Annotated in this window: 14 protein-coding genes; 5 read left to right on the top strand and 9 right to left on the bottom strand. The window is 73.2% G+C overall.

Features of this window, described 5'->3' with window-relative positions; translation table 11 throughout:
- Positions 1 to 35: 35 nt before the first annotated feature.
- The 4 genes from VZL07_RS12615 to VZL07_RS12630 are packed head-to-tail and all read right to left on the bottom strand — an operon-like array spanning position 36 to position 5,246.
- Positions 36 to 713 (bottom strand): ABC transporter ATP-binding protein, encoded by a 678-nt coding sequence (locus tag VZL07_RS12615; RefSeq protein WP_426755761.1) that lies wholly within the window; start codon positions 711 to 713, stop codon positions 36 to 38.
- Between the two features lie 28 nt (positions 714 to 741).
- Complete coding sequence (locus VZL07_RS12620) at positions 742 to 1,503, bottom strand: ABC transporter ATP-binding protein (RefSeq protein ID WP_426755762.1); 762 nt, start codon at positions 1,501 to 1,503, stop codon at positions 742 to 744.
- A gap of 57 nt (positions 1,504 to 1,560) precedes the next feature.
- Complete coding sequence (locus VZL07_RS12625; protein WP_426755763.1) at positions 1,561 to 3,984, bottom strand: ABC transporter permease; 2,424 nt, start codon at positions 3,982 to 3,984, stop codon at positions 1,561 to 1,563.
- A gap of 17 nt (positions 3,985 to 4,001) precedes the next feature.
- Positions 4,002 to 5,246, bottom strand: coding sequence for an HlyD family secretion protein (locus VZL07_RS12630; RefSeq protein ID WP_426755764.1), 1,245 nt, complete (start codon positions 5,244 to 5,246; stop codon positions 4,002 to 4,004).
- 183 nt (positions 5,247 to 5,429) lie between these two features.
- Between VZL07_RS12630 and VZL07_RS12635 the strand changes: the two genes are divergently transcribed.
- The 3 genes from VZL07_RS12635 (at position 5,430) to VZL07_RS12645 (ending at position 9,012) form a co-directional block, all read left to right on the top strand.
- The gene (locus tag VZL07_RS12635) at positions 5,430 to 6,998 is read left to right on the top strand and encodes an AMP-binding protein (RefSeq protein WP_426755765.1); all 1,569 of its coding nucleotides are present in this window, start codon (positions 5,430 to 5,432) and stop codon (positions 6,996 to 6,998) included.
- Between the two features lie 101 nt (positions 6,999 to 7,099).
- A complete protein-coding gene (locus tag VZL07_RS12640) occupies positions 7,100 to 8,647 on the top strand; it encodes an RAD55 family ATPase (RefSeq protein WP_426755766.1) in 1,548 nt (515 codons plus the stop codon).
- On the top strand, positions 8,644 to 9,012 hold the full coding sequence (locus VZL07_RS12645) for a response regulator (protein ID WP_426755767.1): 369 nt from the start codon (positions 8,644 to 8,646) through the stop codon (positions 9,010 to 9,012). Before VZL07_RS12640 ends, VZL07_RS12645 begins: the two co-directional genes overlap by 4 nt.
- Here the strand turns inward: VZL07_RS12645 and orn are convergent.
- Genes orn through VZL07_RS12670 form a run of 5 tightly spaced genes read right to left on the bottom strand, consistent with a single transcriptional unit; the run spans position 9,009 to position 12,661 of the window.
- On the bottom strand, positions 9,009 to 9,560 hold the full coding sequence (gene orn, locus VZL07_RS12650) for an oligoribonuclease (RefSeq protein WP_426755768.1): 552 nt from the start codon (positions 9,558 to 9,560) through the stop codon (positions 9,009 to 9,011). The genes VZL07_RS12645 and orn overlap by 4 nt on opposite strands.
- 39 nt (positions 9,561 to 9,599) lie before the next feature.
- Complete coding sequence (locus tag VZL07_RS12655; RefSeq protein ID WP_426755769.1) at positions 9,600 to 10,796, bottom strand: alpha/beta fold hydrolase; 1,197 nt, start codon at positions 10,794 to 10,796, stop codon at positions 9,600 to 9,602.
- A gap of 3 nt (positions 10,797 to 10,799) precedes the next feature.
- A complete protein-coding gene (locus VZL07_RS12660) occupies positions 10,800 to 11,264 on the bottom strand; it encodes an archease (protein ID WP_426755770.1) in 465 nt (154 codons plus the stop codon).
- On the bottom strand, positions 11,261 to 11,953 hold the full coding sequence (locus VZL07_RS12665; RefSeq protein WP_426755771.1) for a dienelactone hydrolase family protein: 693 nt from the start codon (positions 11,951 to 11,953) through the stop codon (positions 11,261 to 11,263). The genes VZL07_RS12660 and VZL07_RS12665 overlap by 4 nt, the downstream gene beginning before the upstream one ends.
- A 24-nt stretch (positions 11,954 to 11,977) precedes the next feature.
- Positions 11,978 to 12,661, bottom strand: coding sequence for a phosphoribosyltransferase (locus tag VZL07_RS12670; protein WP_426755772.1), 684 nt, complete (start codon positions 12,659 to 12,661; stop codon positions 11,978 to 11,980).
- Between the two features lie 145 nt (positions 12,662 to 12,806).
- Between VZL07_RS12670 and VZL07_RS12675 the strand changes: the two genes are divergently transcribed.
- The gene (locus VZL07_RS12675; protein ID WP_426755773.1) at positions 12,807 to 13,703 is read left to right on the top strand and encodes a ribose-phosphate diphosphokinase; all 897 of its coding nucleotides are present in this window, start codon (positions 12,807 to 12,809) and stop codon (positions 13,701 to 13,703) included.
- Positions 13,704 to 13,765: 62 nt separating this feature from the next.
- A complete protein-coding gene (locus VZL07_RS12680) occupies positions 13,766 to 14,518 on the top strand; it encodes an enoyl-CoA hydratase (protein ID WP_426755774.1) in 753 nt (250 codons plus the stop codon).
- The last annotated feature ends 63 nt before the right edge of the window (positions 14,519 to 14,581 follow it).

The following is a 14,581-nucleotide window of genomic DNA, read 5'->3' on the forward strand; positions in this document are numbered from 1 at the left end:
GGGAGCCGGGCATCAGCCCACACCCGTGGCGCGGCTCAGGGGCTCTGCAGCCAGCCATCCGCGAGCTGGATGATGCGGTGGCCGTAGGCGGCGTTGGCCTCGGAGTGCGTCACCTGGATGATGGTGGTGCCTTCCTGGTTGAGGCGCTGGAAGACCTCCATGATGTGCTTCGCCTGCTGCGAGTGGAGGTTGCCCGTGGGCTCGTCCGCCAGCAGCACCTTGGGGTTGGCGATGAGCGCCCGGGCGATGCCCACGAGCTGCTGCTGCCCGCCGGAGAGCTGCGAGGGGAAGAGGTCCTTCTTCCCCACGAGCTGGAAGCGGTCCAGCATGTCGCCCACCAGGGCCTCGCGCTCGCCGCGCTTGAGGTCGCGGTAGGACAGCGGCACCTCCAGGTTCTCCGCCACCGTGAGGTTGTCCAGCAGGTGGTACTGCTGGAAGACGAAGCCGATGGTGCGCCGGGCGAGCTCGCCGCGGGCCTTGGGCTTCATCGCGTGCACGGCCTGCCCGTCCAGCAGGTACTCGCCCGTCCACTCCACGTCCAGCATGCCCAGGATGGACAGCAGCGTGGACTTGCCGGCCCCCGAGGGCCCCATCAGCGTGACGAACTCGCCCGGCTGGATGTCCAGGTCGATGCGGCGCAGCACCCAGGCGCGGCCTCCGGCCAGGGGATAGGACTTCTCGACGTTCCTCAGGGAGATGAGCGGTGATGACATGGAGGTCTCGAAGCGTTCATGCCCCTGGTCAGCGGCGCTGCTCGTCCTGGACGACGCGACCGTCGAAAAGGCTCACCGTGCGCGTGGCGACGCGCGCGTGCGCCGGGTCGTGCGTCACCATGCAGATGGTGGCGCCGCCCTTGTGCAGCTCGGACAGGAGCTGCATCACCGCCTCGCCATTCTTCGAATCGAGGTTACCGGTGGGCTCGTCCGCCAGGAGGATGAGCGGGTCCCCCGCCACCGCGCGCGCCACCGCCACGCGCTGCTGCTGACCGCCGGAGAGCTGCCCCGGCATGTGCCGCGCGCGGTGCGCCATGCCCACCTTCTCCAGCGCGCGCTCCACCCGCTGCTTGCGCTCGGCGGCGGGCATGCCCCGGTACGTCAGCGGCAGCTCCACGTTCTCGAACACCGTCAGGTCGCCGATGAGGTTGAAGCTCTGGAAGATGAAGCCGATGTGCCGGTTGCGCACCAGCGCCCGGTCCGCCGCGGACAGGTCCAGCACGCTGCGGCCGTCCAGCAGGTAGGCGCCGCGCGTCGCCGTGTCGAGCAGCCCCAGCACCGCCAGCAGCGTGGACTTGCCGGAGCCCGACGGGCCGACAATCGCCACCCACTCGCCCTTGTGCACGTTGAGGTGGATGTTGGAGAGCGCGTGCGTCTCCACCTCCTCGGTCTCGAAGACCTTGGTCAGCCCGTCCAGGTGGATGAGCGGCTTGCCCGGCTCCGCGCCCACACCGCCCTGAGTCACCGCGCCCTCGGGGGAAGCGGCCGTCTTCGTCTCGTTCGTCATCATTGCAGCCTCACCCGCTCGACCGCGCTCCACGCGGCCATGTCTGAAGTCACCACCTGGCTACTCCGCTCGCAGCGCGACGATGGGGTCCACGCGCGTGGCCCTGCGCGCCGGCAGCCACGTGGCCACCAGCGCCACCGCGCTCAACAGCGCCGCCACGCCCGCGAAGGTCCACGCATCGTACGCTGCCACGCCGTACAGCATTGCGCCCAGCAGCCGCGCCAGCCCCAGCGACAGGGCCAGGCCCACGGCCAGTCCCAGGCCCGTCAGCCGCAGGCCCTGCCGCAGCACCAGCCCCAGCACGCTCGTCCGGGAAGCGCCCAGCGCCATGCGAATGCCCATCTCCCGCGTGCGCTGCGCCACCGAGTAGCCGATGACGCCCGAGAGCCCCAGCGCCGCCAGCAAGAGCGCCGTCCCCGCGAACAGGCCCATCAGCAGCGCCGACAGCTGGCGGGAGACGATGGACTCGTCCACGACGGCCACCAGCGGCGCCACGCCGTACAGCGGCAGGCTCGCATCCACCGCGCGCAGCTCCGCCTCGATGGCGGGACGCAGCGCCTCCGGGTCCCCGGCCTTCGCCCGGACCGCGAGCCCCATGTGCCCGGAGGGCAGCTGCGCCAGCGAGTAGTACGCGGCGGGGCGAGAGGGCTGGTCCAGGCCCCACTCGCGCACATCCTCCACGATGCCCACCACGGTGGTCCACTGCGCCGCCGAGTGGTGCAGCTTCAGCCGCTGCCCCAGGGCATTCCCCCGCGGCCAGTAGAGCTCGGCGAAGCTCTTGTTGATGACCACGCTCCAGGGGGCCTCCGGCCCGTCCACCCCATCGGGCGGCAGCTGGCCCTCGCGCAGCGTGGCGCGCAGCGCGCGCAGGTAGCCAGGGCTGACGGCGCGGAACTCCACCGCGGGCCACAGCTCGTCCGGCGCCCGGGACCGCCCCTCGATGTCGAAGCTGCTGTCGGCCCGGCCCCCCAGGGGCAGCAGCGTGGTGAGCCCCACGGCCTCCACGCCCGGCAGGGCCTGGAGGCGCTCCAGCAGCTCGCGCTGGAAGGCCACCTTCCGCGAGGCGTCCGGGTAGCGCGTCGCCGGCAGCGCCAGGCGGCCGGTGAGCACGCCCTCCGGCTCGAAGCCCGCGTCCACCGAGCGCAGCGCGAGGAAGCTCTTCGTGAAGAGCCCCGCGCCCACCAGCAGCACCAGCGCCATGGCGACCTGCCCCACCACCAGCCCCGCGCGCAGCCGGCCCGAGCGGCCCCCACCCGAGCCTCGTGCCCCCTCATGCATCGCGGTGCTCAAATCCGCCCGGCTGCCCTGCACCGCCGGCCCCAGGCCGAAGAGGATGCCCGTCAGCAGGCTCACCCCGGCGGTGAACAGCAGCGGGCGCTCATCCAGCCGCACCTCGCTCGCGCGAGGCAGGGCGTCCCCCACCAGGGCCAGCAGCGCGTCCGTGCCCCACAGCGCCAGCAGCAGCCCCAGCGCGCCGCCCGCGAGCGAGAGCACCAGGCTCTCGGTGAGGAACTGGACCGCCAGCCGCCTCCGGCTCGCGCCCAGCGCGGCGCGGATGGACACCTCGCGCCCGCGCGCCGCCGTCCGGGCCAGCAGCAGGTTGGCCACGCTGCTGCACGCCACCAGCAGCACGAAGCCCACCGCGCCCAGCAGCAGCCACAGCGTGCCGCGCACCTTGCCGACGACGCGCTCCTCCAGCGGCGTCAGGGAGATGGACCACCCCGTCTGCCGGTACCGCTCGGGGTGCGCCCCTTCCATGTCCACGGCCACGCGCGCCAGGTCGGCTCGCGCCGCCTCCAGCGACACGCCGGGCTTCAGCCTCCCGAGCACGGCCAGGGAACGGGCGCCACGGTGGCTCTCCGATGCCTGCTCCTCGGTGGGGGCCAGGGGCAGGTACACCTCCGCCCAGTCGGGGTAGGCAACGCCCGGTGGCAGCACGCCCACCACCGTGTGGGGCTCGCCATCGAGCTGCAGCGTGCGGCCAAGGACGTTCGGGTCGCGAGCGAAGTGCACACGCCACGCTGTGTCGGTGAGCACCACCACGCGATTGCGGCCCGGCACTTCCTCCTCCTCGGTGAAGCCCCGGCCCAGCACGGGGGCCACGCCCAGCGTGGAGAAGAACGACGCCGTCGCCACCGCCGCCCCCAGCTGCTGGGGCGTGTCGCCGCCCGTCAGCGCGACGTTGGAGGGCAGGTAGGCCGCCATCGCATCGAAGGCGCGAGGCAGCGCACGCAGGTCCCGGTACTCCGGCACCGACAGGGAGATGTCCTTCAGGTTCGCCTGCGCGAGGTTCCCGTTCAGGTGCACCAGCCGGTCGGGCGCGGTGAACGGGGGCGACGTGAGGAGCACGCCGTTCACCACGCTGAAGACGGCGCTGTTGGCGCCGATGCCCAGCGCCAGCGCCAGGACGGCCACCAGCGCGAAGCCGGGGCTCTTCTTCAGCGAGCGCAGCGTGTAGCGGACGTCCTGCTTCAGCGCATCCATCGTTCTCGAATGCGCCGTCATCGCAGCCTCACCCGCTCCACGGCGTCCCACGCCGCCATGTCCGACAGCACCACCTGGTCACCTTCCTGGAGGCCCTGGAGGACCTCCACGGCGTTCACCGAGCCCCGGCCCAGCTGCACCGGCACCCGGACCGCTTCATCACTGCCCGGCAGCAGCCGGAAGAGCGCCATGGTGGCGTTCGGCTGCGCGCCGGCCGGGCGCCCCACGGACAGCACGTCGCCCAGCCGCTCCAGCTCCACGGTGCCCTCCACCGTCAGGTCCGGCCGCGCGCCCCGGGGCAGCTCGGCGGGCAGCGACACCTCCACGCGCACCGTGCCCTGGCTCGCCGCGGGCGCCACGCGCGCCACCTGGCCCTCCACCACGCCGTTGCGCGTGTCCACCAGCGCCTTCAGCCCGGGCTGGATGTCGCGCGCCTGCGTCTCCGCGATGCGCAGCTCCGCCTTCAGCCGCTCCGGCTTGACGACCTTCGCCAGCAGCACGCCCGGCGTCACCCACTGGCCCAGCTCCAGCGGCAGGTCCTGGAGCACGCCGTCCTCGCCCGCCAGCACCTTCATCGACTCCACCTGCGCCCGGCGGAAGCGGGCCACCGCCTTCAAGCGCTCCACCTGCCCCTGCTGCGCGGCGAGCTGCTCCTTCATGCTGGAGGCGACCACCTGGAGCTTCTTCTCCTCCAGCGACAGCCGGCGGCTCAGCTCCGCGGCCTTCTCGCGCGTCTGCCGCACCTCCAGCTCGCCGATGAGCGACTTCTGGAAGAGGGCCTCGTTGGCCTCGGCGCGGCGGCCGGCCTCGGCGGACTCGTTGATGAGCGCCGCCACCGTGGCCTCCTGCGCCAGCCGCTGCGTCTCCAGCTCCATGCGGACCTGGATGAGCTCCGCCTCCACGCTGGCGAGCTGGCGCTCGGCCTCCAGCGCCTGGAGCTGCACGTCCGGGTTCGACAGCTCGAGCAGCAGCGTGTCCGCCGTCACCGTGGCACCGGGGCGCACGTGGATGCGCTCCACCCGGCCCGCCGTGTCCGCGGTGAGCCAGCGGATGTACTCGGGCACCAGCGTGCCCGCGCCCTTCACCTGGCGCACCATGGGGCCGCGCTTCACCGTGTCCAGCCACACCGAGGCCCGCTCCACCGTGGGCGCGGCCGGGCGCAGCCGCGACAGGCCCACCGTCACCGCCAGCAGCGCGCACGCGCCGCCGATGGCGAGCATCCAGGGCTTGCGACGGGGCTTCTTCGCTTTGGGAATGTCCACGGCCCCCACCCAGAGCGAGGCGCGTGCCAAGACCTTCCCCCGCCCCAACCTCATGAAATCACTCAGGATGGGCAGGCCTCTCCCGCCCCCTGTGCCCGGTTGCGAAAAGTTCCGTCCCAGAAACGGACACCGTCCGCAAGAGGGTGGAAGGCCATGGGGGCCCCGGCGCTAAGGTGCGCGCCCATGGCGTCCTCCCTTCTCGAAGTGTTCCTGGACCACGCGCACCGGGCCCCCGGACAGCCCCTGCTGACGTTCGAGCAGGAGACCTTCACGTACGGGCAGCTCGCCGCGCACGTCACGGCCTTCGCGCGAGGGCTGAAGCAGCGCGGGCTCCAGCCCGGCGAACGGGTGGCGCTCTTCCTGGAGAACAGCGCCCGCTTCGCCATCGCCTACCTGGGCGTGCAGTCCGCCGGCGGCGTGGTGGTGCTGGTCAACACCGCCTACCGGCAGGTGGAGCTGGCGCACATCCTCTCCGACGCGGAGGTGTGCGCCTGCGTCACCGGCGCCGCGGGCGCCGCCGAGCTGGCCCCGCTGCGGGCGCAGCTTCCCTCGCTCCAGTGGCTCGTCATGGTGGAGCCGCCCACCGCCGCGCCTCCGGAGTCCCTGCCGGCCGTGGACTTCGACACGGTGCTGGCGGAAGGCGCGGCGGCCACCGTGCCGCTGGCGCTGCCGCGCCCCGAGGACCTGGCGGTGCTGGGCTACACCTCCGGCACGACGGGCCGCTCCAAGGGCGCCATGCTGCTGCACCGCAACCTGCTGGCCAACGTGCAAGCCGTCACCGAGGCCTGGCGCTGGACGGCGAAGGACCGGCTGCTGCTCACCCTTCCCCTCTTCCACACCCACGGCCTCATGGTGGGCCTGCACGGCACGCTCTTCACCGGCGCCAGCGTGGACCTGCGCCGCCGCTTCCACGCGCCGGAGGTGCTGGCCGCGCTGCGCGACGATGCCTCGCTCACGATGTTCTTCGGCGTGCCCACCATGTACAGCCGCCTGCTGGAGGAGTCCCGCGCGTCGAAGGTGAAGCCGCGCGGCTTGCGCCTGTGGGTCTCCGGCTCGGCGCCCCTCAGCCCCCAGCTCTGCGCGGACATCGAGGCGGAGCTGGGCGCCCGCATCCTGGAGCGCTACGGGATGACGGAGACCATCATGAACACCACCAACCCCTACGAGGGCGAGCGCCGCCCCGGCACCGTGGGCTTCGCCTACCCGGGCCAGGAGGTGCGCGTGGTGGACGTGCGCACCCGCCAGCCCCTGCCGCGCGGCGAGACGGGGGAAATCGAGGTTCGGGGGCCCCACGTCTTCGCCGGCTACTGGCGCCGCCAGGACGCCACCACCGAGTCCTTCGACGCCGACGGCTGGTTCCGCACGGGTGACCTGGGGGACTTCGACGCGGACGGCTACCTGCGCATCACCGGCCGCGCGCGCGAGCTCATCATCAGCGGCGGCTTCAACGTGTACCCGCGCGAGGTGGAGGAGGTGCTCGCCATGCACCCGGGCGTCGCCGAGGTGGCGGTGCTGGGCCTGCCGGACGCGGACCTGGGCGAGCAGGTGGTGGCCGTGGTGGTGCCCCCCGCGGGCACCTCCGCGCCGGACGCCCGGGTCCTGGTGGACTGGTGCAAGGACCGGCTGGCCAGCTTCAAGAAGCCCCGTCGCGTCGTCTTCACGGACGCGCTGCCGCGCAACGCGCTGGGCAAGGTCCAGAAGCACCTGCTGCGCGCCTCGCTGACGACACCCACGTCCCCGGAGACGCGGTGAGCGCCGCTCCCAGCGCCCGGTTCCGAACACACGCCGCGCAAATCCATGGCGCGCGCTCCGTGCTCGCCTAGGTTCGGGCTCCAGGACGGAAGGAGCATCGTGTGACGGACACCTCTGAGCGGCCGACCGAACCCGACGCGCGGGTTCCCAGCGGCGTGCCAGGGCTGGATGCGCTCCTGAGGGGAGGTTTCCTTCGCGGGGGCACGTACATCATCACGGGGGCGCCAGGGACGGGGAAGACCATCCTGGGCAACCAGTTCTGCTTCTCGACGGTGGCGCGAGGCGGCAGGGCCATCTACCTCACCGTCCTGGGTGAGTCCCACTCGCGGATGATGGTGCACCTGAAGAGCCTGCGCTTCTTCCGCCAGGAAGAGGTCGGCCGCGCGCTGAACTACGAGAGCGGCTCCGCGGCCCTCAAGACGGAAGGCCTGACGGGGCTTGGCCGGCTCATCTTCCGGGCGGTGCGCGAGCACGGCGCCAACGTGCTGGTGGTGGACGGGCTGGCGGCCCTCGCGGACCGCGCCGAGGAGGCGCTGAGCCTCCGGGAGTTCCTCCACGGGCTGTGCGTCCACAACGCGCTCGCGGGCTGCACCACCCTGCTGCTCACCGGCCAGCACAGCGACCCGGAGGATCCGCGCTACTCCATGGTGGACGGCGTCATCAGCCTGGAGCAGGTGCACTTCGGCGTGAAGACGGTGCGCGCCATCGAGGTGACGAAGTTCCGCGGCGGGCCGCAGGTCTCCGGTCGGCATGCCTTCGAAATCACCGACGACGGCGTGTGCATCCACCCGCGCATCGAGTCGCTCCAGCGCCAGCAACCGCTGCGGGTGCCCTCCCTGGAAGAGCGGCTCGCCTTCGGCATCCCCGCGCTGGATGCGATGCTCACGGGCGGGCTGGTGCGCGAGTCGTCCACGCTGGTCGCGGGCTCTCCCGGCAGCGGCAAGACGTTGCTGGGCCTGCACTTCCTGGAGGAGGGCGCTCGGCGGGGCGAGCCGGGGCTGTACTACGGCTTCGTGGAGACGCCCCTCCGCCTCGTCCACAAGGCGGAGCGGATGGGCCTGGGCCTGCGCGAGCACGTGGAGGTGGGTCGAATCCACCTGCACACCGCCGTGGGGGCGGAGGCCCTGCCGGACGCGCTGGCGGAGGCGCTGTTCCAGCACGTGAAACAACATGGCATCCAGCGGCTCGTGCTGGACGGACTGGCGTCATTCTGCCAGGAGCTCACGGACCCGGAACGCACACCCCGCTTCCTCGCCGCGCTCATGCACGAACTGCTTGTCCTGGGAGTCACGCCGCTGGCCATCCAGCAGACCCTCGCGCTCATCGGCCCCAAGGCGGACGGGCTCCCGCCGGGCATGGAGACGCTCGTGGACAACATCCTCGAGCTGCGCCAGGTGGAGCTGCGCTCACAGCGCTTCCACATGCTCTCGGTGGCCAAGGCGCGGGAGAGCGGCCATGACGCCGCCTGGCGCCAGTTCTTCATGACGTCCCGGGGCATCGACGTGGCGGCGGACAGCGAGAGCGCCGAGGCCCTCCTCAGCGGCCGGGCGCCCGCCCGGCCGGCGAGGGCCCGGAAGCCGAAGCGGAAGGCAGGGGGGAAACCGGTCCGGCGAGGCAAGCCGACCCGGCGTGGGGGACGTGGCGAATGAAGCGGCTTCTCATCGTGGACGACGAGCTGGCCATCGTCGAGGCGCTCCAGGACATCCTGTCCGTGGAGGGCTACGACATCGTCACGGCCTTCAACGGCGCCGAGGGCCTGCACCGCATGGCGGACGCGAAGCCGGACCTGGTGCTGCTGGACTTGATGATGCCCGTCATGGACGGCCGGGAGATGCTGCGCCGCATGCGCGAGGACGACAGCCTGCGAGGCATCCCCGTGGTGGTGATGAGCGCCGGCCGCATCTCCGACGAGGAGCGCCGCTCCAGCGCGCGCTTCCTCGCCAAGCCCTTCGAGCTGGACGTGCTGCTCGACACCATCGCCGAGCTGCTCGTCGAGCCCCAGCCGAGCGCCTAGGCCGGCGTCGGGCGGAAGAGGGTGTCGCGGTAGTACTGGAGCTCCGAGAGGCTGGCGCGCAGGTCCGCCAGGGCCGTGTGCCCGCTGGGCGCCTTTCGCGGCTCCACCAGGTTCGGATACCAGGCGCGCGCCAGCACCTTGAGGCTCGTCACGTCCACCATGCGGTAGTGCAGGTAGCGCTCCAGCATGGGCATGTAGCGAATCAGGAAGCGCCGGTCGGTGTGGATGGAGTTGCCGGCGAGGATGCCCTCGCCCAGCGCGCAGTGCTCGGCGACGAGCGCCATCACGTCCCGCTCCGCCACGCGCAGCGAGGTGCTGGAGGCGCGCACCTTGTCCAGGAGCCCGTTGCGGGTGTGCATCTCCCGGACGACGGGCTCCATGCGCAGGAGCACCTCCTCCGGCTGCCAGATGACGCGTTCGATCTCCGCCAGGGGCCGCAGGTCCGGGCCGGTGATGATGACGCCGACCTCGATGATGGAACACGTCTCCGGGTCCAGCCCGGTCATCTCCAGGTCCAGCCAGACGAAGCGCTGCTCACGCGAAATCATGCGGCGGACCCTACCAGCCCCCGCGTGCGCGCGGGACCCTCATTGCTCCACGTCCGTGTGGACGTCCACCTCCGAGGCGAGCGTCCGGTGCACCGGGCAGCGGTCCGCGATGGCCACGAGCCGCTCGCGCTGCGCCTCCGTCAGCGGCCCCTCCAGCCGCACCGTGCGCCGCAGCTGGTCCATCCTCCCGTCCTTCGTCTCGCACTCCTCGCACGCCTTCGCGTGCACCTTCTGGTGGCTCAGCCGCACGTGGACGTGCTCCAGCGGCCAGCCCTTGCGGGCCGCGTACAGGCGCAGCGTCATCGCGGTGCACGCGCCCAGCGCGGCCGTCAGCAGTCCATAGGGCGTGGGGCCGGTGTCCTCGCCGCCCACGGACATCGGCTCGTCCGCGCGCAGCCGGTGCGCGCCCACGCGGATGTCCTGGGCGAAGCGCCCCTCGCCCGCCTCGTGGACCTCCACGACGCCCGGCGGCAGCGGCGCCTCGCGCTCCCGCACCGGCGTCACCTGCCGCGTGGCCCAGGCCCCCAGCACCTCGGCGGCGAAGCCCGCGTCCGCGTCATGGGACAGGAAGTGGTCGGCCCCCTCCAGGAACATCACGCTCGCCGGACGGCGGGCCAGGGCCGACCAGCGCCGGGCGTGCTCCAGCGCCACGTACCGGTCCTCCGGCGCTTGCAGCGCCAGCACCGCGCCCGGGAAGGCGCCCAGCGCCTGCCGCAGCTTCACCTCGCCAATGTCCTCCAGGAAGCGCCGCGTGAGCCGCAGGCGGCCCGGCCCGAAGTCGAGCGTGCCCTCGCCCGCCTCCCGCGCCGCGCTGGGCAGCCGCTCCCGCGCGGGCGCGGCGCCCAGCGGCGCGTTGACGAGCGCGAGCGCCGCCACCTCCGGCAGCCGGGGCAGCGCCGCGGCCGCCGCCGTTCCGCCCAGGCTGTGGCCCACCAGCAGGCGGGCCGGCGGGTAGCGCTCCCGCAGCCACGCCGCCGCGGCCACCACGGCGTCCACCGACGGCACCGTGTCCGGCCGCGCCCCGTCCGCGCGCGGCGAGGTGAAGTCCAGCAGCAGCACCGCGAAGCCCCGGGCCACCAGCGCGTGCGCCAGCCGCGAGGGCCCGGGCGAGGGCCCCAGACACGCGAAGCAGCCCGCCAGCGCCGCGCTGGCCACGGGCCTTCCCGGCGGCAGGTCCAGCCTCGCCGTCACCTCGGTGCCGTCCGCGCCGCGCAGCGCCACGTCCCGCGTGCCCATGGCTCACAGCTCCACTTCACACTCGGCCGTCCAGAGCCCGTCCGCGCCCTGCCACACGCGGCTGCCCACCAGCGACACGCCGCGCACGTCTCGCGCGAAGGCATGGCGCTCGCGGTCCAGGGTCTCTCCGAAGGCATGGCCGAAGAGGCGCGGGCCGTCCATGCGCACCGCGAAGCAGCGGAAGACCAGGTGGCGCGAGGCCATCTTCTGGACCACGGCGCGCAGCCAGTCCGCCAGCAGCCGGTCCACGGCCGGCGAGTCGCAGACGAGCTCCACCTCCTCGCGCACCTCCACCGCCGCGGGGTCCACCACCAGCGCGCACAGCGCCACCGCGGCCTGCTCGAAGGCCTGCTCCAGGGAGCGGCCCCGGCCCCGCACCAGCCGCTCCGAGCCCCGCATGAGGTGCTCCCAGTAGGGAGGCACCTCGGGCGCCCCCATGACGCCGGAGGTCTCCGTGCCCAGGCTCACGCGCGTGCCTCCATTTCCGCTCCACCGAGGAAGCGCCGGAACCACTCCGCCGCCAGGCGCGCCACCAGCTCCAGCGCGCCGGGCTCCTCGAAGAGGTGCGTGGCCCCCGGGATGATCTGGATGCCCTTCAGCCCCTCCAGCCGCGCGAGCGCCGACTCGTTCAGCTCCAGCACGCCCGCGTCCTGCCCTCCCACGAGCAGCAGCGTGGGGGCCTGGACCCGCTGCAGCACCGGGCCGGCCAGGTCCGGCCGCCCGCCACGCGACACCACGGCGTGGATGAGGTCGGGGTGCAGGGCCGCCGCGACGAGCGCCGCCGCGGCCCCGGTGCTGGAGCCGAAGTAGCCCATCCGCAGCTGCGACAGCTCCGGCTGCACCCGCACCCAGTCCGTCACCGCCGCCAGCCGCCGCGCGAGGAAGGGAATGTCGAAGCGCAGCTCCCCGGTGCCCGCGTCCTGGGCCTCCTCGGCCTCGCCGAGCAGGTCGAACAGCAGCGTGGCCAGGCCATACGCGCGCAGCACCCGGGCCACGGCGCGGTTGCGGGGACTGAAGCGGCTGCTGCCGCTGCCGTGGGCGAAGATGACCAGGCCCCGCGCACCCGAGGGGACGCCCAGGCTGCCGCCCAGCGCGACGCCGCCCACCTGGACGTTCACCTCCCGGACATCCGGGTCCGTGCTGATTCCCTGCCGCATGTCTCGCTTCCTCCGTGTCTCCGTTCACATCCAGAAGCCACCCAGGTCCGTGGACTCGAGGACCTCGCGCGGCTGGACGGGCTCCCGGGCGCGGGCGAGCAGCTGCCGCAGCTCCACGTCCGGCAGCGGCCGGAAGTCGTCATACGCTTCCGCCACCATGCGCATCGCGGGCAGCACCTCCACGCACACCACCGCGTCCGCCGCGGGCCGCACGCGGTCCAGGCCCTGAAGCGTGCCCACGGGGACGCCCAGCACCAGCCGGGACGGGCGCTGCCGCCGCAGCGTCTGGAGCGCGACCAGCGCCGTGGCGCCCGACACCAGCCCGTCATCCACCAGCAGCACCGTGCAGCCGCCGATGGCGGGCTCCGGCGTGCCCCGCAGTCGCTGGACCTGGTTGTCCACTTCCGAGGCCTCCGCCCGCGCCAGGCTCCGGGCCTCCACCTCGGGCAGGCCCAGCGCCTGGAGCGCCTGCCGGTCCAGGTAGAACCCGCCGCCCTCCGACACCGCGCCCAGCACCGTCATCCGGCCCGGAACGTCGATGCGCCGCGACACCCAGACGTCCAGAGGCGCCTCCAGCGCGTGCGCCACCTCGTACGCCACGCGGAGCCCGCCCCGGGCCAGGCCCAGCACGCGCACCGCCTCCCCCCGGTAAGGCAACAGCCGAGCCGCCAGCCGGCGCCCCGCATCCGCTCGGTCCCGAAACCGCATCGCGTCCGTCCTCCACCTCACACAAGGAAGTCATGCGCGGCGTGGATGGCGGCGGAGGGCCGGACAGGGGCCGCCCCGCCGGGGCGCCCTCGGGGGAGCCACCGGGAACGCACCGCCCGCCCGGCAGGCGCGCTAGGGTGGGCCCATGGACCCTGTCCTCCTTGTTGGCTCCGCGAGCCCCCACCTGGGCCGAGCGCTCGGGCAAGCCCTGGGCGTGGCGCCCACGGACTGCCACTTCGAGCGCTTCCCCGACGGCGAGATGCACGTCGAGGTGCCCGAGCGCGTGCGCGGCCGGACCGTGGTGCTGGTGCAGTCCACGACGCCCCCCGCGGGTGAGCACCTGCTGGAGTTGCTGCTGATGGCGGACGCCTGCTGGCGGATGGGCGCCGCCCGCCTGGAGGCCGTGGTGCCCTACCTGGGCTATGCCCGGCAGGACCGGCGCGCCCGGCCCGGCGAGCCGCTGGGCGGACGGCTGGTGGCGGACCTGCTGTCACAAGGGCGCTTCGCCCGGGTGCTGGTGGTGGACCTGCACAGCCCCGCGCTGGAGGGCTGCTTCGGCGCGCCGCTGGAGCACCTCACCGCGCTGCCCCTGCTCGCGGACGCGCTGCGCGAGCACGTGACGGACACCTCCGTGGTGGTGGCCCCGGACCTGGGCGCGGTGAAGCGCGCGGAGGCCCTGGCCCGGCTGCTGGACAGGCCGTGGGCCGTCATCCACAAGGTGCGGCTGAGCGGCGAAGAGGTGCACGCCAGCGGGCTCATGGGCGAGGTGCGCGGCCGGCGCCCGATTCTGGTGGATGACATGGTGTCCACGGGCGGCACCCTGGCCGCCGCGGCGGGCACGCTGCGCGACGCGGGCTGCGTGGAGGACTTCACCGTGGTGACGACGCATGCCCTGCTCGTGGGGCCTGCGGTGGAGCGGCTGCGCAACCTGCCGCTGACCCGGCTGGTCAGCACCGACAGCGTGGAGCCCCACCAGGGGTTGCCGATTCACCAGCAGGTGGTGACGCTCGCGCCCCTGGTGGCCCGGGCGCTTCGCCCCTGAGCCCCCACCGCGAGCGCCATTCTCCCGCCCCCGCGCACGGAGTCGGTTAGGCTCCCGGCACCATGTCCGACACGCTGCTCACGAAGCTCGATTCGGGGGTCCTCACCCTCACCTTCAACCGGCCCGAGAAGAAGAACGCCTTCACGCATGCCATGTACGAGGCGGCCACCGCCGCGTTGAAGGGCGCGGAGGGCAACGCGGACGTCCGCGTGGTGCTGCTCACCGGCGCGGGCAACGTCTTCACCGCCGGCAACGACATCGGCGACTTCATGGAGCACCCGCCCGCGGGCGAGGACAGCGCCGTGTTCCGCTTCCTCCGCGCGCTGGTGGACGCCGACAAGCCGGTCCTGGCGGCGGTGGACGGCCCGGCGGTGGGCATCGGCACCACGATGCTGCTGCACTGTGACTACGTGGTGGCCAGCGAGCGCGCGCGCTTCCACATGCCCTTCGTCCAGCTGGGGCTGTGCGCGGAGGGCGCCAGCAGCCTGCTCATCCCCAGGACGGCGGGCTTCGCGCTGGCCAGCGAGCTGCTGCTCTTCGGCGAGCCCTTCGACGCGGCCACGGCGCTGCGCGCGGGCATCATCAACAAGGTGGTGCCGGACACCAGCCTCCTGCAGGTGGCCACCGAGCGCGCCACCACGCTGGCCTCCCGCCCGGCCGAGGCCGTGCGCGTCACGAAGCGCCTGATGCGCGAGCCGCTGCGCGCCCAGGTCCGCGAGACGCTGGCCCGCGAGGGCGCCGAGTTCGTCCAGCGCCTCCAGTCCACCGAGGCGCAGGAGGCCTTCATGGCCTTCATGACCCGCGGCCGGAAGTAGGTCCCGGACGGAACCCGGGGCCCGGACGACGCCTGGAAGCGCGCCGGGCCCCACCCTGCGCCC

Source organism: Pseudomyxococcus flavus (assembly GCF_050038885.1).
GTDB classification, from domain to species: domain Bacteria; phylum Myxococcota; class Myxococcia; order Myxococcales; family Myxococcaceae; genus Myxococcus; species Myxococcus flavus.